This window comes from Mesorhizobium sp. NZP2077, assembly GCF_013170805.1.
Lineage (GTDB): Bacteria > Pseudomonadota > Alphaproteobacteria > Rhizobiales > Rhizobiaceae > Mesorhizobium.
The window spans coordinates 873605-896941 of the sequence record NZ_CP051293.1 but is presented as its reverse complement, the minus strand read 5'-3'; the positions used below and the strand labels follow the sequence as shown (position 1 = coordinate 896941).

Annotated in this window: 23 protein-coding genes and 1 pseudogene; 9 read left to right on the top strand and 15 right to left on the bottom strand. The window is 64.0% G+C overall.

Annotated features, from left to right (window positions below):
* The first annotated feature begins 106 nt into the window (after positions 1 to 106).
* The gene (locus HGP13_RS04250) at positions 107 to 688 is read left to right on the top strand and encodes a CatB-related O-acetyltransferase (protein WP_172221941.1); all 582 of its coding nucleotides are present in this window, start codon (positions 107 to 109) and stop codon (positions 686 to 688) included.
* A gap of 25 nt (positions 689 to 713) precedes the next feature.
* Here the strand turns inward: HGP13_RS04250 and HGP13_RS04245 are convergent.
* Both HGP13_RS04245 and HGP13_RS04240 read right to left on the bottom strand, forming a co-directional pair.
* A pseudogene (locus HGP13_RS04245) lies at positions 714 to 1950 on the bottom strand (amidohydrolase/deacetylase family metallohydrolase).
* Positions 1951 to 1982: 32 nt separating this feature from the next.
* Entirely contained in the window at positions 1983 to 2348 is a 366-nt protein-coding gene (locus tag HGP13_RS04240) for a RidA family protein (protein WP_172221938.1), read from the bottom strand.
* Positions 2349 to 2574: 226 nt separating this feature from the next.
* Between HGP13_RS04240 and HGP13_RS04235 the strand changes: the two genes are divergently transcribed.
* Positions 2575 to 3060, top strand: coding sequence for a hypothetical protein (locus HGP13_RS04235; protein ID WP_172221935.1), 486 nt, complete (start codon positions 2575 to 2577; stop codon positions 3058 to 3060).
* On the opposite strand, the gene HGP13_RS04230 is transcribed toward HGP13_RS04235, so the two are convergent.
* From HGP13_RS04230 to HGP13_RS04225, 3 genes are all read right to left on the bottom strand, one after another.
* Positions 3057 to 3971, bottom strand: coding sequence for a peptidase C39 family protein (locus tag HGP13_RS04230; protein WP_246707273.1), 915 nt, complete (start codon positions 3969 to 3971; stop codon positions 3057 to 3059). The genes HGP13_RS04235 and HGP13_RS04230 overlap by 4 nt on opposite strands.
* Complete coding sequence (locus HGP13_RS37730) at positions 3932 to 4117, bottom strand: hypothetical protein (protein ID WP_246707272.1); 186 nt, start codon at positions 4115 to 4117, stop codon at positions 3932 to 3934. The genes HGP13_RS04230 and HGP13_RS37730 overlap by 40 nt, the downstream gene beginning before the upstream one ends.
* Before the next feature lie 76 nt (positions 4118 to 4193).
* Entirely contained in the window at positions 4194 to 4829 is a 636-nt protein-coding gene (locus HGP13_RS04225) for an isoprenylcysteine carboxylmethyltransferase family protein (RefSeq protein ID WP_172221932.1), read from the bottom strand.
* Between the two features lie 275 nt (positions 4830 to 5104).
* Here HGP13_RS04225 and HGP13_RS04220 point away from each other — a divergent pair, with 275 nt between their 5' ends.
* The 5 genes from HGP13_RS04220 to HGP13_RS04200 all read left to right on the top strand — a co-directional run bounded on the left by HGP13_RS04220 (position 5105) and on the right by HGP13_RS04200 (position 8904).
* Complete coding sequence (locus tag HGP13_RS04220; RefSeq protein ID WP_172221929.1) at positions 5105 to 5362, top strand: hypothetical protein; 258 nt, start codon at positions 5105 to 5107, stop codon at positions 5360 to 5362.
* A gap of 141 nt (positions 5363 to 5503) precedes the next feature.
* A complete protein-coding gene (locus tag HGP13_RS04215; RefSeq protein WP_172221926.1) occupies positions 5504 to 6298 on the top strand; it encodes a hypothetical protein in 795 nt (264 codons plus the stop codon).
* Positions 6299 to 6403: 105 nt separating this feature from the next.
* Positions 6404 to 7087: a winged helix-turn-helix domain-containing protein gene (locus HGP13_RS04210; RefSeq protein ID WP_172221923.1), complete on the top strand. Its 684-nt coding sequence runs from the start codon at positions 6404 to 6406 to the stop codon at positions 7085 to 7087.
* A complete protein-coding gene (locus tag HGP13_RS04205) occupies positions 7084 to 8454 on the top strand; it encodes an ATP-binding protein (protein ID WP_172221920.1) in 1371 nt (456 codons plus the stop codon). The genes HGP13_RS04210 and HGP13_RS04205 overlap by 4 nt, the downstream gene beginning before the upstream one ends.
* 195 nt (positions 8455 to 8649) lie before the next feature.
* A complete protein-coding gene (locus tag HGP13_RS04200; protein ID WP_172221917.1) occupies positions 8650 to 8904 on the top strand; it encodes a DUF1344 domain-containing protein in 255 nt (84 codons plus the stop codon).
* 73 nt (positions 8905 to 8977) lie between these two features.
* On the opposite strand, the gene HGP13_RS04195 is transcribed toward HGP13_RS04200, so the two are convergent.
* The 4 genes from HGP13_RS04195 to HGP13_RS04180 all read right to left on the bottom strand — a co-directional run bounded on the left by HGP13_RS04195 (position 8978) and on the right by HGP13_RS04180 (position 13259).
* Positions 8978 to 9529 carry a phosphatase PAP2 family protein gene (locus HGP13_RS04195; RefSeq protein ID WP_172221914.1) on the bottom strand — a complete coding sequence of 184 codons (552 nt, stop codon included), beginning with the start codon at positions 9527 to 9529 and terminating at the stop codon, positions 8978 to 8980.
* 116 nt (positions 9530 to 9645) lie between these two features.
* A complete protein-coding gene (locus tag HGP13_RS04190) occupies positions 9646 to 10806 on the bottom strand; it encodes a glycosyltransferase (RefSeq protein WP_172221911.1) in 1161 nt (386 codons plus the stop codon).
* Complete coding sequence (locus HGP13_RS04185; RefSeq protein ID WP_172221908.1) at positions 10803 to 12470, bottom strand: glycosyltransferase family 39 protein; 1668 nt, start codon at positions 12468 to 12470, stop codon at positions 10803 to 10805. Before HGP13_RS04185 ends, HGP13_RS04190 begins: the two co-directional genes overlap by 4 nt.
* A gap of 360 nt (positions 12471 to 12830) precedes the next feature.
* Positions 12831 to 13259, bottom strand: a complete 429-nt coding sequence (locus HGP13_RS04180) for an Lrp/AsnC family transcriptional regulator (RefSeq protein WP_172221905.1) — start codon at positions 13257 to 13259, stop codon at positions 12831 to 12833.
* Positions 13260 to 13383: 124 nt separating this feature from the next.
* Here HGP13_RS04180 and HGP13_RS04175 point away from each other — a divergent pair, with 124 nt between their 5' ends.
* Positions 13384 to 14487 (top strand): saccharopine dehydrogenase family protein, encoded by a 1104-nt coding sequence (locus HGP13_RS04175; protein WP_172221902.1) that lies wholly within the window; start codon positions 13384 to 13386, stop codon positions 14485 to 14487.
* 164 nt (positions 14488 to 14651) lie between these two features.
* Here HGP13_RS04175 and lpdA read toward each other — a convergent pair whose 3' ends face one another.
* The 4 genes from lpdA to HGP13_RS04155 form a co-directional block, all read right to left on the bottom strand.
* Positions 14652 to 16049, bottom strand: a complete 1398-nt coding sequence (gene lpdA / locus HGP13_RS04170) for a dihydrolipoyl dehydrogenase (protein ID WP_172221900.1) — start codon at positions 16047 to 16049, stop codon at positions 14652 to 14654.
* Positions 16050 to 16295: 246 nt separating this feature from the next.
* The gene (locus HGP13_RS04165) at positions 16296 to 17615 is read right to left on the bottom strand and encodes a dihydrolipoamide acetyltransferase family protein (protein WP_172221897.1); all 1320 of its coding nucleotides are present in this window, start codon (positions 17613 to 17615) and stop codon (positions 16296 to 16298) included.
* Position 17616: 1 nt separating this feature from the next.
* Entirely contained in the window at positions 17617 to 18630 is a 1014-nt protein-coding gene (locus HGP13_RS04160) for an alpha-ketoacid dehydrogenase subunit beta (RefSeq protein WP_172221894.1), read from the bottom strand.
* 3 nt (positions 18631 to 18633) lie between these two features.
* Positions 18634 to 19866: a 3-methyl-2-oxobutanoate dehydrogenase (2-methylpropanoyl-transferring) subunit alpha gene (locus HGP13_RS04155; RefSeq protein ID WP_172221891.1), complete on the bottom strand. Its 1233-nt coding sequence runs from the start codon at positions 19864 to 19866 to the stop codon at positions 18634 to 18636.
* Between the two features lie 394 nt (positions 19867 to 20260).
* Between HGP13_RS04155 and holA the strand changes: the two genes are divergently transcribed.
* Positions 20261 to 21307 carry a DNA polymerase III subunit delta gene (holA, locus tag HGP13_RS04150; protein ID WP_172221888.1) on the top strand — a complete coding sequence of 349 codons (1047 nt, stop codon included), beginning with the start codon at positions 20261 to 20263 and terminating at the stop codon, positions 21305 to 21307.
* A gap of 240 nt (positions 21308 to 21547) precedes the next feature.
* Here the strand turns inward: holA and HGP13_RS04145 are convergent, their stop codons facing one another.
* Positions 21548 to 22435, bottom strand: coding sequence for a ParB/RepB/Spo0J family partition protein (locus HGP13_RS04145; protein WP_172221885.1), 888 nt, complete (start codon positions 22433 to 22435; stop codon positions 21548 to 21550).
* 64 nt (positions 22436 to 22499) lie between these two features.
* Positions 22500 to 23300: a ParA family protein gene (locus HGP13_RS04140; protein ID WP_172221882.1), complete on the bottom strand. Its 801-nt coding sequence runs from the start codon at positions 23298 to 23300 to the stop codon at positions 22500 to 22502.
* Positions 23301 to 23337: the final 37 nt, after the last annotated feature.

The following is a 23337-nucleotide window of genomic DNA, read 5'->3' as shown; positions in this document are numbered from 1 at the left end:
CCGCAACGCAACTAGCGTTGGGCCAGTACTCGAAATTGCTTGCGAACTTTCCATATACGGTGAGTAGTTCTCCCCTGTATTGCCTGGCATTCTGGGAGGGGAGCCGGTGGGACTGCTGAGAGGGCTTCGCATAAAGCTTGGACTGAAGAAGGACCCATTGCCGGCATTGCCTGGTGTCACGATTGGTCGCCATACCTACGGTCTCAACAGAGGCTCGTTCTTCGTCCCGCATAAGAACGTGCCGGTGCGCATCGGGTCGTTCTGTTCGATTGGCCCGGGTGTTCTCTTCATCTGCGCTGCCGAGCACCGCATCGACACCGCGACCACCTTTCCGATCCAGTTCGTGGACGGAAAGATCCGCAATGCGCCCGGCACGGCGGGCAAGGGGCCGATCACGGTCGGTCATGACGTGTGGATCGGTGCCCGCTGTATTATCCTTGGCGGCGTAACCATCGGCAATGGCGCGGTCATTGGTGCCGGCAGCATCGTCACCCGCGACATTGCGCCCTATGCCGTCGCTGTCGGCAATCCGGCCCGCATCATGCGCTATCGTTTCGCGCCCGAAATTATCGAGCGCCTACAGGCGTTGCAATGGTGGAACTGGAGCGACGATCTGATCCGTGAACGCGTCGAGCTGTTGACGACGATGGGCGTCGATCGGTTCCTGAGCGCGGTCGAGCCGGCGTGAACATGCCGGCACCGCATCCTCGCACTCAATCATGCCGATGCCCGAAAATGCCGGGCGGCAACCTCGACATGCGTGTGGCTGGCATGCGCCTCGAAACGCTCCGTCTCGCTGACATCATTGACCGCCTCGTTCGGCCACCAGGTGCCGCCGATGACGATGCCTTCCGACACCAGCCGCTGATCGGCGACCAGCGAAGCCCCGACGGCGTCCACGAAAGTGAAACGACCCGACCGCTGGCGAAGGACAGCGACGTCGCCGACAGTACCGACCGCCAGCGTGCCGAGGTCAGGCCGTGCGATGGCCTGCGCCGGCGCTTGCGTCGCGGCGCGCAAGACCTCGACCAGCGGCATGCCGAGCGCCATCAGCTTCGACATGCAGACAAGAATGTCGAAGGCCGGCCCGTCGACGCAGTAGAGATGCACGTCGCTTGAGATCACGTCCGGCGCCAGCCCCTCGGCGAGCATCGCCCGGGCGACCTCGAAGTCGAACGAGCCCATGCCGTGGCCGAGATCGAAGATGACGCCGCGCTCGCGCGCCAGCCGCATGTCGGGCCGCACCGCGCCCGAGGCGAAGACCGGCGCGTTGGGAAACGGCCGGAAGCAATGGGTGAGGATATCGCCCTTGCGCAGGCGCGGCAGCACTTCGGAGCGGCCGGGCGGCGGCTCGTCAATATGCGCCATCAGCGGCAGGCCGGCTTTGTCGGCGGCCTCCAGCGCCAGATCGACTGGCGCGATGCCGCTGGTGCCGCCGGCATGCTTGCCGGAGCGCACTTTCACGCCGACGACGACATCGGCGTGTTCGCGCGCCGCGGCAACCACCTCGCGCGGTTCGCAGAGCCTGAGATCGCTGCATTCGCCGACCGACACCGTCTGCGAGAAGCCGAAAATGCCGGCAAAGGAAATGTTGACATAGGCCAGGATGCGCACCTTCGAGCGCTCCATGACATGGCGGCGGAAGCCGAGGAAATTGCCGGCGCCAGCACTGCCCGCATCGATGAAGGTGGCGGTGCCGCTCTTTGCCGCCAGCCGGTCGGCATCGACCCCGAGTGAAGTGCCGCCCCAATAGACGTGGCTGTGCAGGTCGACGAGGCCTGGCGCGACGATGCAGCCCGTCGCGTCGACAATTTTGGCGGCGCTGGTCACGGGGATATCGGCGTCGATCGCGGCGATGCGGCCATTGGCGATGGCGACATCACGCGGCGCGTCGATGCCGGACGCCGGATCGATCAGCCGTCCGCCCTTCAGCAGGAGGTCGAATTGCATTTTTTGGGGGAACCTCCGCTTCGTTGTCTGTCTTAGACGGGCCGGTAGGCGACGGCCTCGACCTCGATCTTGATATCGATCATCAGCCGCGATTCGACCGTGGTGCGGGCCGGCGGGTTCTTCGGAAAATGCCTGGCATAAACCGCATTGAAAGGGCCGAAGTCGCGCGCTTCCTCTAGCCACACCGTGGTCTTCACCACATCGTCCAGCGTGCAGCCGGCGAGCGCCAGCGCCGCCTTCACATTGGCAAGCACCTGTTCCGTCTGTTCCGTAATGCCGCCCTTGACCACGATGCCGTCGCTGCCGACCGGAACCTGGCCCGAGACAAAGACAAAGTCGCCGGCCCGCACGGCGGGCGACAGCGGCACATGTGACGTTCCAAAAGTCTGCTTGGGCAAGGCATGCCTCCTCTGATCGTTACGCGACAGGGCCCCGGGGCGGCGCCCGCTTCGGCGCAGATTTACCGCGATCGGGGCGGCCCCGATAGGGCTCTTGTTGGAAAGCAACATTCATTCCTTGAAATTCGTGTTGCTTTATTACAGGAGCGCTTGCATCGTGCACGCCGGCCGCGCGGCTTTCAAGCCGCGATGGACCGATGCCTGCGCGAGACCGGAGAAACCGAGAATGACCTTCGACAAGAACCCGTTTCCGTCAGGCGACGCCGATCGCCACGCGCTGTGGGAGATGCTGGTGCGGCGCGACATCGACGCCTTCATCGGCCAGGACTGGTCGATGGTCGAAAATGATTTCATCGCCGAAAGCTTCTTCGGCATGCATGCGCATTTTCTCGCCAACGCCGACGGCTGGCGGCTGCAATTCCCACGGCTGGAGATCTATCGCGACGAATGGCTGCGCCAGGCCGAGGAGACGGCGGCGACCAAATTCGCCGAGCCGCTGCGCGAGGCGATTTTTCGCGTCACCAATCTGCGCGACATCGATGTCGACGGCGACCGCGCGGTGCTGCACAAGAAGTTCGACGGCACCATTGCCAAGGCGGATGGCAGCGTCGACCGGCTGAAATGGCAGACGCTGTATTTCTGCAGGAAGGTCGAAGGCAGCTGGAAGATAGCCGGCTTTGTTGGGTATATGCCGTATCCGCTGGGAGCCTAGATCCCGGGGTTCGGCCCAACCAGCACCGCCGCCCTGTAGGCCGGATTGCCGTACCAGGCCATCCGGTCGAGCTCTGCCGCCATCACCGGCAGGTCGACAACGTCCATCATCTGTTCGAGCCGGTCCGGCTCGATCCAGGGGTCGTTGAGGAAATAGACCCCGCCGCCATGGCCGTGGACGAGCACCCAGTGCGGGCAGGTGTAGCCCATCATCGGTGCCTGATCGATCAGCACCAGCGCCGAGAAGCCGCGATCGAGCGCCTGGGCGATTTCTTCGACTGCAAAGGCGCGGGGCTCGATCGGCAATGATGCGGCTTCGATCCGGCGCTTGAAGCCGGCCTGCACGAAGCGCATCAGCCCGCGCCTTTCCTCCGAGGCGGCGCGGTCGAGGAAGATCGGCTCGGTGCTACTCATGAACACTTTGGTCCGCAGCCCGCGCCGGTGCGCCGCCAGCGCCAGGCCGTAGGGATCGCAGCCGCCCGGCCCGCTCGGACCGATGATGGTGGTGGCTTCACGCCAGAGCTCGATCTCCAGCGCCCGGTCCGGCCGCAACGCCGGGTCGACGCCGGCCATCACCATGGCCAGCGCCGATGGCCCGCAGGTGAAGCCCGCGGTCTGCGGCAAGGATGGCGGAAGGCGCTCCTGCCGGCGGATCGGCTCGATGCCGATCCAGCGCTGCAGAAAGCCGTCGCGGCGCTCCCATTGGCCGCCGATGCGCAGCACTGTGTCGTCGTCGGCGCGCAAGCAGAGCACATCTTGCGCATGCGCCTCCTTCTCCAACGCCTCCAGCAGGCGCGGGCCGCTGATGAAGCCGGCGGCGGACCAGAACAGGCCGATCCGCATCATCGCCGCCGCCGGCCGGCGCTGGCCGATCACGATCGCCTCGGCGCCGCCGTCGCTGTATTGCGCCACGCCGGTGACGCCGGAGATTTTTGCAGGGCGGCCAGGCGATCGCCGATCTCGGCCGGCACCGCCGCCATCAGGTCCGCCCAGGCGGACGCATCTTCGGCTGTGAAGACTGTCACACTGGCCCTGCCGGTCAGCAGCGAAGCTGGCATGGCGTCATCTCCGTTCAAACCAATACCGGCCGGGCTTCCGGCAACGTCATGATTTAACGGCAGCAGGCCTTAATGATCAGTAGAGCGTGATGAAGGCCGGGAACAGCAGGCCCGTCCCGCGGAAATACTCAATCAGCTCGATGGCCGGGAAGATGGCGAGGAAATAGAGCCCGTCGAAGAAGGTGCGCTTCAGCGCCCGCGTCGAGAACTGCAGCTCGTCATTGTCGCGGTAGAGCAGCGGGTTCGGCCAGAACCTTGGCGTTCTTTTGATGTAGGCAAGATAGGCGGGGCCGAACTTGCCCAGCAGATATTCCGCTTCCTTGCGCGCCGTGACGCGGAAGATGAAGAAGCTGGCGAGGCCGAGCGCCAGGGCGGCGAAAGCCGAGCCGTAGAGCAGACCGATGCCGACCGCCCCGAGCGTCGAAAAGAAATAGAGCGGGTTCTGGCTCATCGAGAACGGCCCCGTCGAAACCAGCTCCTCGTTCTTCTTGCCGCCGACATAGAGGATGCTCCAGAGCCGGCCGGCGACGCAGGCGAGTACCAGGCAGAAGCCGAAGAATTCGAGCGCTTCGTGCCCGTTTGAGCCCTCGGCGAGTGCCGGCTTGGTGAGGAACAGCAGCAGCACCGCCAGCACCGCCGCCGCCCGCACGAAAATCAGCCGCTTGCGCTGCACGAAAGCCTTTGAAACCGGCTTGAGGGAAGCATAGGTCATTCGTGTTTTCCTGGCCGATTGCAGGCTTGGGCACTGGGACACGCCATTGATGGCAGATGCAAGGCGGTGGCTTCTATCTGCGCGCGCGCGCGCTTCGTAAAGGCCTTTTCTGCCGTCTGCGTCTATTCTTACGAATTTGTATGCCGGCAGACAGGCTGGAGTGAAGTCGCTTCCCTATCGTTGAGATGCCGGCCCGCCAATTAGGGGCCCGCTTCAATTATCGCAGCCGGACCGCCTTTATCAGATGGGGCCGCCATCATGCAGGGAATGGTTTCATGACAAGATTTGCACTTGCCGTCGCGGTCGGCATCCTCGCTGTCTCGGCCTCGATTTCCACCGTTTACGCGGCGCCGGCGCCTTGCGAGGAGACGCTGAAGGCACTGCGCGCAGCGGAGGCTACGGCCAAGCTCAACGACGCCGACAAGAACAAGGTCTCGGAACTGGAGACCAAGGGCATCGAACGCTGCAACGCGGATGACGACAAGCGCGCCGACGACTTCTTCGCCCAGGGCATGAAAGTCATGGGCAAGTAGTCCTTCCTGTCCAAAGCACCCTCGTGCTCACCCGAGGGTGTTCAGCGATTGAGACATGACATGCATGAAATAGAGGGCGGATCGCATGAACCCGTCGCAGTCGCTTTCATCGCGCCGTAACCATCAACCTCAGGATCAGCCATGCTCCCGACCAACAAGCAGCCTGCCGAACCGAGCCAGAACAGGGTCCCGGACGTTGCCATCGATTTCTGGCTGATCAAGCTGATGGCGGTCACCATGGGCGAGACGGCGGCCGACTATCTCGCCGTCAACCTCGGGCTCGGGCTGACCGTCACCTCGCTGATCATGACCGGCGTCCTGATCGTCGCCCTCGTCCTGCAGTTCGCGCAGAAACGCTACGTACCCTGGGCCTACTGGCTGGCGGTGGTGCTGATCAGCGTCGTCGGCACACTGATCACCGACAATCTCGTCGACAATTTCGGCGTACGCCTGCAGACGACGACGATCGCCTTTTCGGTCGCACTCGCGGCGACATTCGCGGTCTGGTACGCCAGTGAGCGGACGCTGTCGATCCACACCATCTTCACGACCAGACGCGAAATCTTCTATTGGCTGGCGATCCTGTTCACCTTCTCGCTCGGCACCGCCGCCGGCGATCTCGTCGCCGAGAGCTTCGACATGGGCTATCTCGCGTCCGGCCTCATGTTCGGCGGCGTCATCGCGGGGATCGCGCTCGCCTATTACCTCATCCACCTGGACGCCATCCTGGCCTTCTGGCTTGCCTACATCCTGACGCGGCCGCTCGGCGCCTCCTTCGGCGATTTTCTATCGCAGCCGACCGAATATGGCGGCCTCGGCTTCGGCACCACCTTCACCAGCCTGATCTTCCTCGGCTGCATCGCGGCCCTGGTTCTCTACATGACATTGAAAAGAACCGCCGGCGATGCCGACGAGATCCTGCTGGAGTCGGACTGAACCTGCGGCACGCCCCGGAGGATTGGCTGGCCTTGCGACCATCCTAGGAAAGGGCCCATGCCGGTGATAGCCTGTGCCCGATATCGGCGATCAACCGGGACAGCGATGCGACTTCTTCTTGTCGAGGACGACCACAGGACGGCGGACTATATCGTCAAGGGGCTGACCGAGGCCGGTCATGTCTGCGACCTCTTGCGCAACGGCCATGACGCGCTTTTCGCGGCGACCCGGGACAATTACGACGTGATCATCGCCGACCGCATGCTCCCGGGTCTCGACGGCCTGTCAATGGTCAAGGCGGTCCGAGCCGCGGGTGTGCGCACGCCGGCGATCTTCCTCACCTCCATCGGCGGCATCGACGACCGCGTCGAGGGGCTGGAGGCCGGCGGCGACGACTATCTGGTCAAGCCCTTCGCCTTTTCCGAGCTGCTTGCCCGCATCCATGCGCTCGGCCGCCGGCCGGCGGCGCAGGAGCAGAAGACGGTTCTGCGGGTCGGCGACCTCGAAATGGACCTCATCATGCGGCGCGTCACGCGGGAGGGCCAGCCGATCGACCTGCAGCCACGCGAATTCAGCCTACTCGAGGTGCTGATGCGGGGCGAAGGCCGCGTCATCACCCGCACCATGCTTCTGGAGCGCGTCTGGGACTTTCATTTCGATCCCAAGACCAGTGTCGTCGAGACCCATATCAGCCGGCTGCGGGCCAAGATCGACAAGCCGTTCGAGACCCAGCTCATCCACACCATCCGCAACACCGGCTACAGCCTGCACACTCCGCTCGCACCATGACCGGAACCTGGTCCCGCCTGCTGCGCAGCACGCCGTTCCGGCTCGCGCTGACATTCGGCTTTCTGTTCATGCTGGCCTTCGTGCTGTCGGGCGCCATCGTCTACCAGATGATGAGCGCCGATCTTGCCGAGCGCCTAGACGACACCATCAAGGAAACCTACGCCGTTGTCGCCGCCACCTATACCGATAACGACCTGGAAGACCTTGTCGCCACGATCGAAAGCCACGCCAAGCTCAGCCCGAAGAAAGAACAGCTGTTTTCGCTGACCGGCCCCACCGGAAACCACCTGGCCGGTAACTTCACCGCGGCCGGGCTTCCCGACGGGTTCTCGGCATTCGACGCCATATTGCCCGGCGTCCCTCCGGATACGGAGTATCGCGCCTTTTCCGGTTCGGTCGGCGGCAACAATCTGACCGTCGCCTTCAGCCTGTCCGAGACGGAGGAACTGGAAACGGTGGCGATGATGAGCTTCGGCTGGGCAACGCTGATCATCACCGGGCTGGCTGTCACCGGCGGCGCGCTGCTCGCCTCGCGCGTCCAGCGCCGCCTCGATGGCATCGCCGCCACCATGGTCGATGTGTCACATGGCAGGCTCGATGCCCGCATTCCGCTAACCGGCAAGGGCGACGACATCGACATCGTCTCCAGCCAGGTCAACGCGGCGCTCGACCGCCTGTCGGCTCTGGTCGAAGGCATGAAACAGGTCAGCGCCGACATCGCGCATGATTTGAAGACACCACTCAACCGGCTGCAGATGATCCTGGAGGGTGCGGCCGACAAAGCCGGGCAGCATCAGGACGTTTCCGGCGACCTGGCCGATGCGCGCGCCGAGGGCCATCAGATCAACGAGACCTTTGACGCGCTGCTGCGCATTGCGCAAATCGAGGCCGGCGCGCGCAAGGCGCGCTTCACCGATGTCGATCTGGGCCTGATCCTGCAAACCATCGCCGAGATCTACGCCGACGTGGCCGAGGATGACGGCAAGTCGCTGTCATCGCTGCCGCAGCACGCAACGGCGGACCGGATCCACGGAGATCGCGAACTCTTGACGCAGATGTTCGCCAATCTGGTCGAAAACGCGCTGCGCCATTGCCCACCCGGCGCGACGATCAAACTGTCGCTGGAGCGCCAGGGCGATCGTGTCCTTGCCGGCGTCGCCGACAATGGACCGGGCATTCCAGCCGACGAACGCGAAAAAGTGTTTCAGCGACTCTACCGGCTGGACCACAGCCGCTCGACGCCGGGCAACGGCCTCGGGCTGAGCCTGGTCAGGGCCATCGCCGATCTGCACGGCGCAACCATTGCCCTTGAGGACTCCGGGCCCGGCCTCGCCGTGATGGTGAGCTTTCCCATAGCGACGGAGTAGCCGGCAAAGTGGAGGGCTCTCCGTCCGCTGGTCTTACTCATCCGTAAGGGCACGGCAAGCCGCTCAAGAACTCGGCACGTTATGATCCCTGATCTTCTCTCGATCCCGAGGGAAGCGGGTTGGCGACTGCAGGCGTCGCGGCCATATCGATGCCGGAGCAGTTCGGCACCCCGACCAACATCAGGAGAAAAGACCATGAAGAAACTCGTCATCGTCGCCACAACCGTGCTGGCGACCGCGATGTCGACCGCGGCCTTTGCCAGGACGGTCACCAGCACCATCGTCAGTGTCGATGCCAAGGGCGACGCCATTACGCTGGCCGATGGCAAGACGCTGAAGCTGCCGGAAGGCATCGAGGTCGAGACGCTGAAGGCCGGCCAGAAGGTCGTCGTCACCTATTCGACTAAGTCAGGCAAATCGCTGGTGTCGAGCATCCAGCCCGCCAAATAGACGAACACTACGCAAGATCTGAGGCGCGCCGGTAGCGATGGCAACTACCGGCGGGTCATCCGCGCCGACTTCGTCAAAATATTCGGGTAATCAGGCGATCGAGCCGGGTGTTTTCCCGATACGCAAGGCGCACCAGCGCTGCGGCCAGAAAGCCGGTCATGGCGCCGCCCAGAACATCGCTGACATAGTGGGTCCCGAGATAGACACGCGACAATCCAATCAGCAGCGCGGCCGCAAGGAAGCCAAACCCACGCCGCGAGAGCCCGTGGACGACAAAGGCCGCCGCGATGGCGAAGCTTGCCGTCGCGTGGTCTGAGGGGAACGAGAAGTCGACGGTTCTATCGATGATCAGATGCGTGACATCTGCTTCGTAGGGGCGGGCCCTTTGCACGAACAGCAAGATCAGCTGGTTGATGCCAAGCCCCAGAAGAAACGACGTGCCGGCCGCTATCAAGACATGACGGATGGCCGGATCGGCGCGCGACAGCCACCACTGCGACACCACGGCCAGCACGAGCAGAGGCACGCCTGCCGTCGATATGCCAATCATCACGGTATCGAGCATCGGAGCGTGTCCGGCCCATGTGTTGGTCCAGGCAGTCAGCGCGGCGTCGAGTTTGAGCATGCGTGGTTGGCCTCGGTCAGAGCAAGTCCTGGAAAGTGCGTGATGGTTTTCCGTCCGACTTGTGTGGAACAAAAGAAATAGAGAGGTTATGCGTTTCCGTGAAACGGTGAACCGGTCTATTGGCGGCGCCAGGTGATGGCGGAATTGGTGATGTAGTTCCACGCAGAGCCGACGACAGCGCCGGCAAGGCCGGCGACCCACCAGCGTGAGTGGCTGCTATAGAGAAGCGTCGACACGCCGACACCTGCCACGACGCCAAAGCTGCACAGCGCCGCGAACATCAGCAAGCCGGTCAAGAATCGCCAGCCGCGACGGCGCTGGTCGCGATAGGTGAAGCTGTTGTTCAGCGTGTAGTTGAAGGCCATCGCGGTGAACATGGCGACTGTCTGGGCGACGGCAAAGGACAGTCCGTGCGGCAGCAACGCATGCAGGACCCCGAGATGGACGGCAACGCCGGCGGATCCGACCAGGCCAAAGGCAAGGAAGCGCGTCGAAATCAGGTCTCCCGACATTTTCGCGACCAGCAGACCGGCATATTCAAGCGCGACCAGGGAGTCGAGCTTGCTCTGTCCGTGCAGGCGCGGGCCAAACACGTAGGGAATTTCCTTGATCCTGATGGTGGCTGGCGAAGACGCGACAATGTCGAGCAGGATCTTGAACCCTTGCCGCGACAGTCGCGGGGCCACCGCGTCAACGATTTCCCTGCGCAACATGAAGAACCCGCTCATCGGATCATCGACCGGCGTTCTCAGAAGCAGGCGCGCAAGACGCGTCGCCAGCCGGCTAATGCTCGACCGCAGCCTGCTAAATCCGCCAAGGGCACTGCCATCGCCCTGGTAACGGCTGGCAATCACCAGATCGGCTTCGCCACGCCGCAGGATCGCGAACATGGCGGACAGACAGGTTTCGTCATGCTGCAGGTCTCCGTCCATCACGGCGACGATTGGTGCCGAGCTCGACAGGATGCCCTCGAGGCAGGCACCGGCAAGACCGCGCCTGGCAATACGCCGGATGCCGCGAACGCGATGATCGCCTGCCGCAATGTCACGAACCGCCAGGATCGTGCCATCCTTCGAATCGTCGTCGACAAAGACCACTTCCCAGTCGATGCGTGCCAGCGATTGCCGCAGCCGCGCCACCAGCAGGCCGATATTGGCGCGCTCGTTCAGTGTCGGAACCACGAGCGTCAATTCCGGGCCGCCATGCCGGGCCGCGACGGGAAATGCGCTGTCCGTTGCAAGCGCCACGGCGCCATGCTGGGAGGCCGCGTGGTTCATGGCAGTTTCACGCCTTCAGCCGGCTGGACGTCGGCCTTGGGGAGCGGCGGCCGCGCGGGTTTCACCGGCAGGACCAACATGTCGAAGACCGGAAATCCGGAGAGCCGCTGCGTTATGTGCCGGGCGTCGCCGTCGACGACGAACAGGCCGCCGAGACTGACGCGATAGTCCTGTTCATGAGCAGCCTCGTCGCTGAAACTCAGGGCGGCAATGAAAAAGCCGGTGTTTCGGCCGGCAAGGGGCCCGTTGTCCATGAACTGGAAATGACGCGGGTCGCCGGGAAGCACCTCGATCGGAATGTTCGGGCCAAGCTCGTAGGACAGCTTTGCCGCCTGCATCCAGTTCGAGGCAACGACATATCCGTTGGCGCGCCTGATCTCGTCGGCGACCTTGCTGTCCGTCAGTGCGGACCAGTCGACGAGCTGCCAGTTGACGTCGAACTTCGGCGCACTCTGGAAGAATGGCCTGGTCAATGCGGCGGTTGTCGCCTGCACCGCAAACCCGGTGGCCAGAAGCGGAACGACGACAGCGGCGACGACAATGGACACCACGAGCAGTCTTGGCCTGCGCAATGAGAATGCGCCGCACCATTGACCGACGAGCGGAAAGGCCAACAGGAAGCCACTCATCGACCAGTGCGGCAGCGAGTGGGCGCTGAACAGGGCGATCAGATCGAAGAATATGATGGAAGGCGCCGAAAGCAGCACGAAGAGGCGACCGGCCTCCGTGTCGCCCGAGGCGCCTCGCCACAGGCACGCCATGGCGACCGCCCAGAGCGGCGGCCAAACATACAGCGCCTGGCCGAGCAACGTGACGGCGAGATTGCCGGGATGCAGGAGATAGCCGGCATTGGCCGTACCCCGCCCGGATTGGAACGCCAGCGAGATCCAGTCATGGTCCATGTTCCACAGAACGACCGGCAGCAGGCCAAGTGCAGCGATGGCGCCGGCCATCCATGGCCCGGCAGTCCGCAGCTGGTCCCGGCCAGATTTCGTCAACAGCAGCACTAGCAGGGCGGAAAGGCAAAACAGACCGGCCTGATATTTCGACATCAGTGCCAACCCGAGCGCCACGCCGGCCGCGCACCAGCGCAGGAACGCGAAGCGCGGCTCTGCACCGAAAAGCATCGGCACGGCCAGGCAAGCGGTTGCCAGCAGAAAGAAATCGAGCGGCCCGTCGGGAACGACGAAATGGCCGGCCGATATGAGAAAGAACGGCGCGACGCTGTACCAGGCCACGGCCCAGAATGCGGCAGTGACGCCATAGGTGTATCTCGTCAGCGCAAACAGCAACAGCGCCGACGCAGAGCCGAGCAAGACATAGGGAAGCCTCACCACAAGCCGGCATTCGCAGCCGGACATATCCGCCATGAAGCGGGCAAGCGCGAAGCCGAGCGGCGGATGATCGAAATAGGATAGCGAATGGCTGCGCGACACCACCACCGCATAGGCTTCGTCGATCGACAGTGGGATGACCGACGCAAGCCCTATCCTGAAGATCAGGAACGCTCCGACCAGGAAGAGCATCTGCAAAACCGGAGAGGCGGGTGCAAGGCCTTGCCCGGAGGACCAGCCAAAAAGGCCTTTGGCTATCCCTGTCTCCGCCACGTCCGGCGAACCGGCCGTCGGACCGTAGTTGGCGGCCGACGCCTGGAAAGCCCGCATCCTGTCTACCACATCCACAGCATGTGCCAGCGCTCATCGGCCGCAAACCCATAGCCGGACACAACGGTCGACAATAAAACGAGGGTAAAAGTCACCAGGGAAGTGGCGACCAAGGCCAGTTTGCTCAAACTGGCGGAGTGAATTCTGTACAGCATTTGTGAAAACCGAACCAAGAACAATAATTATGATTCTTTTGGACGGGCTTTCGACTTTCGTCGACTATAGTCATCAACGGCCCGCGCAGCACAATGCGCCCATGAACATACGGGAGATTTGCCGGTTTCTTACAAATTTGTAAGTACCCCCGGCCGGATCGGTATCGATTCGGACCTGCGCAATCCGCCGGGTCCGAAGCCGGTCTCATCTGTCTATGCGCGTCGACAGGATGATCGACGACGCGGTCCGCTCGACTCCATCCATGGCGCCGATCTGGTCGAGCAGCGCGTCGAGGTCGCGGATCGACGGTGCGTCGACGATGACGATCATGTCGAAATTGCCGCTGACGGAGTGCAGCGTCCGCACCGGCGGCAACGCCTGCAAAGCCCGCACCACCTTGTCGGCAAGCTTGGGCGTCACAGTGAGCAGCACATGCGCCTTGACCAGCCCCTGCTCATAGTCCGCGGACAGTTTGACGCCATAGCCTGATATGATGCCGCGCTGTTCCAGCCGCTCGATCCGGCTCTGCACCGTCGTGCGCGATACGCCGAGCTGCCTCGCCAGCTCGGCCGTCGAGGCGCGGGCGTTGGAACGCAGCAGGGAAAGCAGCGCCTGTTCGGCTTCACTGAGCATTTCGACGGAACCTTTCGGCGGATCCGTTAAAGATAGGGTTCATTCTGCCAGATTTCACGCTTCCTTTCGACAGGCAAGCTGCGATGAATCCTGTCAAATCGAAATTTGGCAGGGATATTTGATCATGAACAACATCATTATCGTCGGCGCTGGCAAGATCGGCTCGACCATCGCCGGCATGCTTGCCGTAACGGGCGACTACCGCGTCACCCTCGTCGACCGCTCGGCGGCCCAGCTTGCCGCGGCCGAAGTGCCCGCCGGCGTCGAGACGCTCGAACTCGACATCGCGGCCGTCGGCACCCTTGAGGCAGCATTGGCCGGCAAGTTCGCCGTGCTCAGCGCCGCCCCCTTCCATCTTACCACGCGCATCGCCGAGGCTGCGGCCCGCGCCGGCGTCCACTATCTCGACCTCACCGAGGATGTCGTCTCGACCCGCCGCGTCAAGGAGCTGGCGCGTTCGGGCAAAAGCGCCTTCATCCCGCAATGCGGGCTGGCGCCGGGCTTCATCTCGATCGTCGCCAATGATCTCGCCAGCCGCTTCGACACGCTGGAAAGCGTGCGCATGCGCGTCGGCGCGCTGCCGCAATACCCGTCCAATGCCCTGAACTACAATCTGACCTGGAGCACCGACGGCGTCATCAACGAATATTGCGAGCCCTGCGAAGCGATCGTCGAGGGCGAGCTGATCGAAGTGCCGCCGCTGGAAGAGCGCGAGGAATTCTCGCTCGACGGCGTCACCTATGAGGCGTTCAACACCTCGGGTGGGCTCGGCACTTTGGCCGAGACACTGAAGGGCAAGGTGCGCACGCTGAACTATCGCACCATCCGCTATCCCGGCCACGCCGCGATCATGAAGGCGCTACTCAACGACCTTGGCCTGCGCCACCGCCGCGACGTGCTGAAGGACATTTTTGAAAGCGCCCTGCCGGCGACGCTGCAGGACGTCGTCATCGTCTTCGTCACCGTCTCCGGCCGCCGCAACGGCCGCCTTTTGCAGGAGACCTACGCCAACAAGATCTATTCGCAGCGCATCGGCAACCAGGTCCGCAGCGCCATCCAGATCACCACCGCGTCGGGCATCTGCGCCGTGCTCGACATGCTGGCCGACGGCAGCCTGCCGGCGACCGGCTTCGTCAGGCAGGAAGACATCGCGCTCGATGCTTTCCTCGCCAACCGTTTCGGCCGCGCCTACGCGCAGCACGAGATGGTAAGCCGGCTCGCGAGCTGAGCGCCTAATCTCCCCCCTTGAGGGGGAGATGTCGCCGAAGACGACAGAGGGGGTCGCCGCACGTGAGGCGCCAACTTCCTTCTGTCGCAAGAGGGTCGCGTCCAGTCGAACCGACCCCCTCTGGCCTGCCGGCCATCTCCCCCTCGAGGGGGGAGATCACTCCCTCAAATATGCAGCGCGTGCCCGAGCGCCTTCAGCGCCGCTTCCTGGAACCCCTCGCCCTGCGTCGGATGCGCATGGATGGTGCCGGCGATATCCTCCAGCCGCGCGCCCATTTCCAGCGCCAGCCCGAACGCCGCCGACAGTTCCGACACGCCCTGCCCGACCGCCTGGATGCCGAGCACCAGATGGTTGTCCGCACGCGCCACGACGCGAACGAACCCATCCTCGCCGAGCTTGGTCATCGCCCGCCCATTGGCGGCGAACGGGAACAGGCCGATCTTGATCTCGCCGCCAAGCGCTTTCGCCTCGTCCGGCGACAGCCCTGATGTCACCAGTTCGGGATCGGTAAAACAGACGGCGGGGATCGAGCGCTTGTCCCAGCTGCGCTTGTGGCCGGCGACGATTTCGGCGACCATTTCGCCTTGCGCCATCGCCCGGTGCGCCAGCATCGGCTCGCCGGTGACGTCGCCGATGGCGAATATGCCGCGCATCGAGGTGCGGCACTGCTGATCGATCTTGATGAACTTTCCCGCTCTGTCGAGGTCGATCTGGTCGAGCCCCCAGCCTTCGGTCACCGGCCTGCGCCCGACCGTCACCAGGATCTTGTCGGCGGCTACCTTGACGCTCTTGCCGTCCGCTGTTTCGACCAGCAGCGCGTCGCCTTTTGTCGACAGCCCCTTGGCCTTGGCACCCAGCATCACCTCGATGCCGAGCGCGGCGAGTCGCTTGACGACCGGCCGGGTCAGCTCGGCATCATACTGCGCCAACACACGCGGCAGGGCTTCGACCACGGTCACCTTCGCCCCCATCTTGGCGAAGGCCATGCCGAGTTCCAGCCCGATATAACCGCCACCGACAACGGCAAGCTTCTTGGGCACATCGCTTAAAGCCAGCGCATCGGTGGACGAGATCACTGGCCCGCCAAAGGGCAGGAACGACAATTCGACCGGCGCCGAGCCGGTTGCGATGACGATCGTCTCGGCCCGGATCACCTGGCTTCCCATCTCGGTCTCGACCTCCACGGTCTTGCCGTCACGGAACGTCGCCCAGCCATGCACGGTCTTCACGCCGGCCTTCTTCAACAGGCCGGCGACGCCGCTGTTGAGCCGGCTGACAATACCGTCCTTCCAGGCGACGGTTTTGCCGAGATCGAGCACGGGTGCCGAGACCGAAATGCCGAGCGGGCTCTTGCCGCCGGCCATGCGCGCGACCTTCTCGAATTCTTCCGCCGCGTGGATCAGCGCCTTGGACGGAATGCAGCCGACATTGAGGCAGGTGCCGCCAGGCTTGCCGGCTTCGACGATGACGGTGTCGACGCCGAGCTGGCCGGCGCGGATGGCGCAGATGTAGCCGCCCGGACCGGCGCCGATGACGAGCAGCTTGCAGGAGATTTCTTTCATGTCGACTGCTTCCTTTCGGCGAAGGCCGCGTCGCAGCCCTTCCTTCCCCCCTTGTGGGGGAAGGTGGATCGGCGCGTCAGCGCCGAGACGGATGAGGGGTGTTCCAGCGGAGTGAGAGGTCGGCGTTCCCTGGAACACCCCTCATCCGTCGCCTTCGGCGACACCTTCTCCCACATGGGGAGAAGGGGGAGCACATCCCCCGGCGCCGACAACTTCCGACGAGCCGTCTTGATCAACCGCATCCCCTCAATCCACAAAAATCAGCGCCGGCGTTTCCAGCAGCGCCTTGATCCGCTGCACGAACACCGCCGCGTCCCAGCCGTCGATCACGCGATGGTCGAAGCTCGACGACAGGTTCATCATCTTGCGTGGAATGAACTGGGTGCCGTCCCACACCGGCCGCACCATCATCTTGTTGACGCCGATGATCGCCACTTCCGGATGGTTGATGACCGGCGTCGTCGCGATGCCGCCCATGGCGCCGAGCGAGGTGATGGTGATGGTCGAGCCGGACAGCTCGTCGCGTGTCGCCGTGCCGGACTTGGCCGCTTCCGCCAGCCTGATAACCTCGGCCCCGCAATCCCAGATGTCTCGCGCCTCGGCATGCTTGACCACAGGCACCACCAGCCCCGACGGCGTCTGCGCGGCAATGCCGATATGGATGCCGCCATGCTGGTGGATGATGCCGGCCTCGTCGTCGAACAGCGAATTGAGCTGGGGCTGGTCAGCGATCGCCTTGACCATCGCCCGCATCAAAAACGGCAGCAGCGTCAGCTTCGGCCTGTCCTGACGCTTTTCCTTGTTGAGCGCGGCACGCAAATCCTCGAGCGCGGTGACGTCGATCTCCTCGACATAGGTGATGTGCGGGATGCGTGACTTGGACAGCGTCATCTTCTCGGCGATCTTGCGCCTGAGACCAACAACCTTGATGTCCTCGACCCCGTCGTTGCGGGCGAGACCCGAGGTCTTGGCGACCTGCGGTCCGCGCGCCAGGAACGCCTCGATATCGTCATGGCCGATGCGGCCGGCCGGGCCGCTTCCCGCGACTTGCCTGAGATCGATGCCAGCCTCTTTCGCCCGCAGGCGTACGGCCGGCGACGCCAGCGGTTTTTCACCTTCGGGGCGCGGCGCGCCGGACGTCTGCCCAGCGCTCTTCGAAACGCCAGCGCTTTTCGATGCGGCCGGGGCGGGCTTCATCTCCGCAGCGCTGGCCTTTGCCGGGGTCTTCGCGGCCGGCGCGGCGGTCTCGGGTTTCGGGGTTGGAAGCTTGGCCGGAGGCTCGGTCGCCCCCTCGGCCTTGGCGCCACCCCTCACATTGCCCTCGCCCACCACCTTGAGCCGCACGATCGGCGAGCCGATCGCCACCGTGTCGCCGATCTCGGCGCCCAGCCACAGGATCTCGCCATCGACGGGGGACGGAATCTCGACCGTCGCCTTGTCGGTCATCACGGCGGCAAGCACGGTGTCCTCGCGCACGATGTCGCCGATCTTGACGTGCCACTCGACGAGCTCGGCCTCGGCGACGCCTTCGCCGACATCGGGCAGCTTGATGATGTGTTCGCCCATGTCAGGCCTCCATGGTTTCGACCAGAGCGCGGCCGACGCGGGCGGGACCGGGAAAGTAATCCCATTCCTGTGCATGCGGATAGGGCGTGTCCCAGCCGGCGACCCGCGCCACCGGCGCCTGCAGATGGTAGAAACAATTTTCCTGCACCAGCGCCGACAACTCGGCGCCGAAGCCCGAGGTCAGCGTCGCCTCATGCACGATGACGCAGCGCCCGGTCTTCTTGACCGACGCGACGATCGTGTCTAGGTCGAGCGGCAGCAATGTCCTGAGATCGATGATCTCGGCATCGATGCCGGTCTCCTCGGCCGCGGCCTGCGCGACATAGACCATGGTGCCGTAGGCCAGCACGGTGACCGCGGAGCCCGCCCTGCGGATAGCCGCCTTGCCGAGCGGCACGGTGTAATGGCCGTCGGCGACTTCGCCGAGTTCATGCTTCGACCATGGCGTCACCGGCCGGCCGTGGTGGCCGTCGAACGGGCCGTTGTAGAGCCGCTTCGGCTCGAGGAAGATCACCGGGTCCGGATCCTCGATCGCCGCGATCAGCAGCCCCTTGGCGTCATGCGGGTTGGACGGCACCACCGTCTTCAGCCCCGACACATGGGTGAACAGCGCCTCGGGGCTCTGGCTGTGCGTCTGACCGCCAAAAATGCCCCCGCCGGTCGGCATCCGGACCACGATCGGGCAAGTGAAATCGCCATTCGAGCGGTAGCGCAGCCGTGCTGCTTCCTGGGTCAGCTGGTCGTAGGCCGGATACATGTAGTCGGCAAACTGAATTTCCACACACGGCTTCAGGCCGTATGCCGCCATGCCGATGGCCGAACCGACAATGCCGGATTCGTTGATCGGCGCGTCGAAGCAGCGGCTCTTGCCGTACTTGGCCTGCAGGCCCTGCGTGCAGCGGAACACGCCGCCGAAGAAGCCGACATCCTCACCGAACACGACGACGTTGTCGTCACGCCGCATCGACACATCCATGGCATCACGGATCGCCTCGATCATGGTCCGTCTTGGCATGGCTTAGACTCCCGCCTGCTGGCGCTGGCGCCGCAGGTGCGCAGGCATTTCGGCAAAGACGCCCTCGAACATCTCGCGCGTCGATGGCTTGCCGCCGGCATGCAGCGTGCCGTGGCTTTCCGCTTCCTTCTGCGCCGCGATCACCGTGTCGAGGATTTCCGCCTCGGCCTGCGCGTGGCGCTCGTCCGACCAGACGCCGAGTTGAATGAGATGGTTCTTCAGCCGCATGACCGGGTCGCCGAGCGGCCAGGCGTCGGATTCGGTCTTCGGCCGGTAGGCCGATGGATCGTCCGAGCTGGAGTGGGCGCCGGCACGGTAGGTGACGTATTCAACCAGTGTCGGCCCAAGATTGCTGCGCGCCCGCTCCGCCGCCCATTTGGCCACTGCATGCACGGCGAGATAATCATTGCCGTCGACGCGCAGCGACGGGATGCCGAAGCCGAGGCCCCGCGCGGCAAAGGTGCCGGAGCCGCCACGCGCAATGCCTTGAAAAGTCGAGATCGCCCACTGGTTGTTGACGACATTGAGCACGACCGGCGCCTTGTAGGTGGAGGCGAACACCAGCGCCGAATGGAAATCGGATTCCGCCGTCGAGCCGTCGCCGATCCAGGCCGCCGCGATCTTCGAATCGTTCGAGATCGCCGAGGCCATGGCCCAGCCGACCGCCTGGATATACTGCGTCGCCAGATTGCCGGAGATCGAGAAGAAGCCATGCTCCTTCGAGGAATACATGATCGGCAGCTGCCGGCCCTTCAGCGGGTCGGCCTCGTTGGAATAGATCTGGTTCATCATCGTGACCATCGGATAGCCGTCGGCGATGAGCAGGCCGGCTTGCCGGTAGGTCGGGAAATTCATGTCGCCCGGCTCGAGCGCCTTGCGGAAAGCGCAGCTCACAGCCTCTTCGCCGAGATGCTGCATGTAGAAAGAGGTCTTGCCCTGGCGCTGCGCCATCTGCATGCGCGCATCGAAGGTTCTAAGCGTCATCATGTGGCGCAGGCCCTCCAGCAATTCCTCGCTGGAGAGCAGCCCGGCCCAGGGGCCGACGGCTTCGCCATCGCGGTTCAGCACACGGATGATCGAGAAAGCCATGTCGCGGATGGTGCGCGGATCGACATCGATGTCCGGGCGCGGCACCGAACCTGCCGGCGCAAGGGTCACATTGGAGAAATCAGGCGCCCCGCCCGGCCGCACTTCCGGCTCCGGAACATGGAAACGCAACATCCCAGCATCGGCCATGACCTTTGTCCTCCAATGTTGCCTGGCGCCGATATTTGCACATCCGCGCGTCCAGTGCGAATTCGTCGGGCAAGGCCTCACGCATCGGACCGGCCGCACCGGCCGATCCAGCCTCCCGCCCACAAGATGTAGATATATCCGCGAAATTTCTTGTCGATGTTGGGCGGTGGCGCGCAATTTGGCGCAAGGTTGGGCGGGATTTCGGGCCAGATAAGGTGATTGGTTGGCAAGAGGTCGGTTCCCTGCCCCACTTTACATCTCCGGAGGGAGAGGAAGGGCGCGCCAAGGTTAGCGAACTCGCGCTTTTCATCTGGCCGTCGATGGCTCTCATGGTTGGCGGGGAACCCAGCTTGAAACCATTCACCTCGTCCCCTTGTCATGCTAACCACCCTCCATGGCACAGAAGAAAGCGTTCGAGGTCGATTCGTGGCTCGCGAAGCCTGATCCGCGCATCTCCATCGTCCTGCTTTACGGACCCGATCGCGGCCTCGTTTCGGAGCGCGCGAAGGCCTTTGCCGAAAAGACCGGCCTGCCGCTCGACGATCCGTTCTCCGTGGTTCGGCTCGAGGGCTCGGAGGTCGACCGCGACGAGGGCCGGCTGCTCGACGAGGCTCGCACCGTGCCGATGTTTTCAGACCGGCGCCTGCTGTGGGTGCGCAATGCCACCGGCCAGAAGGCGCTGGCCGACGACGTCAAGGCACTGACAGCGGAGCCGGCGCGGGATGCCATCATCTTGATCGAGGCCGGCGATCTCAAGAAAGGCGTCGGCCTGCGCGCCGTGGTCGAGGCCGCGGACGGTGCCATGGCGCTGCCCTGCTACGCCGATGAAGCCCGCGACATCGACACGGTCATCGACGACGAACTACGCAAAGCCGGCATGTCGATGACCATGGAAGCGAGACAGGCGCTGCGCCGCAATCTCGGCGGCGACCGGCTGGCCTCGCGCGGCGAGATCGAAAAGCTCATTCTCTATGCCCACGGCCAGAAGGACATCGGGCTGGAAGAGGTCCGGGCCATGTCTGGCGACGTCTCCGGCGCCTCCTTCGACGACGCCGTTGATGCGTTGCTCGAGGGCAAGGTCGGCGACTTCGACACCGCCTTCACCCGCCACTGCCAGTCCGGCGGCCCGCCCTTCCTCGTGCTGTCATCGGCGATGCGCCAGCTGCAGCAAATCCAGATTATGCGCGGCCAGATGGATTCGGGCGGCCGCAACGCCGCGTCGGTCGTTGCCGGCGCGCGTCCGCCGGTTTTCTTCTCCAGACGCAAGCTGGTGGAGAAGGCGCTCGATCGCTGGAGCAGCGATGCGCTCAGCCGCGCACTGACCCGGCTGCAGACGGCGGTGCTGCAGACGCGGCGAAGGCCGGACCTTTCGGTGGCGCTGGCACGGCAAGCGCTGCTGGGGATTGCGGTAGAGAGCGCGAGGCTGGGGCAGCGCGGGTAATCTCCCCCCTCGAGGGGGAGATGTCGCCGAAGGCGACAGAGGGGGTCGGCGCGACTGGATGCGACCTCCTTGTGGCAGATGAAGGCTAGCACCCGGTCGGACCGACCCCTTCTGGCCTGCCGGCCATCTCCCCCTCAAGGGGGAGATCAGCGCTTCGCCGATTTCGCTCCATCACCAGCGCCATTAGAGAAGGACCGGCCTAACAGCCAGCCCTTAGAGTCCAAATAATTCGCCGGCTAACTACCGCTCCTGCTTCAGTCGTCGGCACAGCTCATCCAACTGCTCCAGCGACCGGTACGACACCCGGAGCTCGCCGCCCTTGCCCTTGTGGTCGATGGCCACAATCATGCCGAGCGTGTCGGTCATCAGCTTTTCCAGCGCCAACGTGTCGGTGTCCTTTTCCGACGCGGCTTGAGCCTGCTTCGGTTTGGCCGGCGTAGGACCGGCCGGCATTTGAGCCAGCGCTTCGGCCTGGCGCACCGAAAGGCCCTCTTCGACGATGCGCTTGGCAAGGCCGGCCGGATCCTCCGCCGTCACCAGCGTACGGGCATGGCCAGCCGACAGGGCGCCATCGACCAGCATGTCGCGGATCACATCCGGCAGCTTCAACAGCCTGAGCGTGTTGGCGACATGGCTGCGGCTCTTGCCGATGACATTGCCCAGGTCGGCCTGGGTGTAGCCGTGATCGTCGATCAGCTGCTGGTAGCCGAGCGCCTCCTCGACCGCGTTGAGGTCGGTGCGCTGGACGTTCTCGATGATCGCCAGCTCGAGCGCGGTGCGGTCGTTGACATCGCGGATGATGACCGGGATCTCGGTCAGCCCGGCGCGCTGCGCCGCCCGCCAACGCCGCTCGCCGGCGATGATCTCGTAACGACCCGCCTGCGTCGGCGACGGCCGCGCCACCACCGGCTGCACAACACCGTGTTCGCGGATCGATTGAGCGAGGTCCGTCAGCTCGGCATCGCCGAAATGCCTGCGCGGATTTTTCGGATTGGGGCTGAGGAACTCGATCGGCACCTTGCCGTCGGCGCTCATGCCGGGCTTTTCCGGTGCCGCCGGGCGATCAATCTCGCCGATCAGCGCGGCCAGCCCACGGCCCAGTCTTTTTCTCGAAAGGTCTTCGCTCATGTCTATTCCAGGTCTCAAGATCGTTTCGGTATCGAATCGGCTGTTAATTATGCGGCGGACGTAATCAAGCGGCGCGCAATTTGCGCTCGCGGCGGATCACTTCCGAGGCCAGCTGCAGGTAAGCCTGGCTGCCCGAGCACTTCAAATCGTAAAGAATCGCCGGCTTGCCGTAGGACGGCGCCTCGGACACCCGCACATTGCGCGGGATGATGGTCTCGTAGACCTTGTCGCCCATATGCGCCCGTACATCCTGCACCACCTGGTTGGCGAGGTTGTTGCGGCCGTCATACATGGTCAGCACGATGCCCTGGATAATGAGGTCCGGATTGATAGAGCGGCGCACCTGCTCGACGGTTTCCAGCAATTGGCTGAGGCCTTCGAGCGCGAAGAACTCGCATTGCAGCGGCACAAGAACAGAATCCGCAGCGGCCATTGAATTCAAAGTCAAAAGGTTCAGCGAAGGCGGGCAATCGATCAGCACATAATTGAAGGGCGCCCCGCGCGCGCTCGCGGCGCGCAGCGCATTGCGCAGCTTGAGCACGCGGTCGGGCGCCGAGGCGATCTCCATTTCGATGCCGAGCAGATCGAGCGTCGACGGCACGATCGACAGACCGGGCACGGCGGTCGGAATGGCCGCGGCTTCCAGGTCCAGCTCGCCCGTCAGCACATCGTAGGATGAGACCGTGCGGTCCTTGCGATCGATGCCGAGACCGGTGCTGGCGTTGCCTTGCGGGTCGAGATCGACGATCAGCACCTTTTCGCCGATTGCGGCGAGCGCGGTGGCTAGATTGATGGCGGTGGTCGTCTTGCCGACACCGCCCTTCTGGTTGGCTACGGTGATGATTCGCGGGCCGTTTTTCATCATGGATCTATGCCAGAAGTTCATTTTTGGGTCGCCAATT

Excerpts from the sequence above, each read along its gene's own strand:
- HGP13_RS04235 (WP_172221935.1), top strand. The coding sequence starts at position 2,575 with ATGACCTTCGACAAGAACCCGTTTCCGTCAGGCGACGCCGATCGCCAC.
- HGP13_RS37730 (WP_246707272.1), bottom strand. The coding sequence starts at position 4,117 with ATGCCAGCTTCGCTGCTGACCGGCAGGGCCAGTGTGACAGTCTTCACA.
- HGP13_RS04225 (WP_172221932.1), bottom strand. The coding sequence starts at position 4,829 with ATGACCTATGCTTCCCTCAAGCCGGTTTCAAAGGCTTTCGTGCAGCGC.
- HGP13_RS04220 (WP_172221929.1), top strand. The coding sequence starts at position 5,105 with ATGACAAGATTTGCACTTGCCGTCGCGGTCGGCATCCTCGCTGTCTCG.
- HGP13_RS04215 (WP_172221926.1), top strand. The coding sequence starts at position 5,504 with ATGCTCCCGACCAACAAGCAGCCTGCCGAACCGAGCCAGAACAGGGTC.
- HGP13_RS04210 (WP_172221923.1), top strand. The coding sequence starts at position 6,404 with ATGCGACTTCTTCTTGTCGAGGACGACCACAGGACGGCGGACTATATC.
- HGP13_RS04205 (WP_172221920.1), top strand. The coding sequence starts at position 7,084 with ATGACCGGAACCTGGTCCCGCCTGCTGCGCAGCACGCCGTTCCGGCTC.
- HGP13_RS04200 (WP_172221917.1), top strand. The coding sequence starts at position 8,650 with ATGAAGAAACTCGTCATCGTCGCCACAACCGTGCTGGCGACCGCGATG.
- HGP13_RS04195 (WP_172221914.1), bottom strand. The coding sequence starts at position 9,529 with ATGCTCAAACTCGACGCCGCGCTGACTGCCTGGACCAACACATGGGCC.
- HGP13_RS04190 (WP_172221911.1), bottom strand. The coding sequence starts at position 10,806 with ATGAACCACGCGGCCTCCCAGCATGGCGCCGTGGCGCTTGCAACGGAC.
- HGP13_RS04185 (WP_172221908.1), bottom strand. The coding sequence starts at position 12,470 with ATGCGGGCTTTCCAGGCGTCGGCCGCCAACTACGGTCCGACGGCCGGT.
- HGP13_RS04180 (WP_172221905.1), bottom strand. The coding sequence starts at position 13,259 with ATGCTCAGTGAAGCCGAACAGGCGCTGCTTTCCCTGCTGCGTTCCAAC.
- HGP13_RS04175 (WP_172221902.1), top strand. The coding sequence starts at position 13,384 with ATGAACAACATCATTATCGTCGGCGCTGGCAAGATCGGCTCGACCATC.
- lpdA (WP_172221900.1), bottom strand. The coding sequence starts at position 16,049 with ATGAAAGAAATCTCCTGCAAGCTGCTCGTCATCGGCGCCGGTCCGGGC.
- HGP13_RS04165 (WP_172221897.1), bottom strand. The coding sequence starts at position 17,615 with ATGGGCGAACACATCATCAAGCTGCCCGATGTCGGCGAAGGCGTCGCC.
- HGP13_RS04160 (WP_172221894.1), bottom strand. The coding sequence starts at position 18,630 with ATGCCAAGACGGACCATGATCGAGGCGATCCGTGATGCCATGGATGTG.
- HGP13_RS04155 (WP_172221891.1), bottom strand. The coding sequence starts at position 19,866 with ATGGCCGATGCTGGGATGTTGCGTTTCCATGTTCCGGAGCCGGAAGTG.
- holA (WP_172221888.1), top strand. The coding sequence starts at position 20,261 with ATGGCACAGAAGAAAGCGTTCGAGGTCGATTCGTGGCTCGCGAAGCCT.
- HGP13_RS04145 (WP_172221885.1), bottom strand. The coding sequence starts at position 22,435 with ATGAGCGAAGACCTTTCGAGAAAAAGACTGGGCCGTGGGCTGGCCGCG.
- HGP13_RS04140 (WP_172221882.1), bottom strand. The coding sequence starts at position 23,300 with ATGATGAAAAACGGCCCGCGAATCATCACCGTAGCCAACCAGAAGGGC.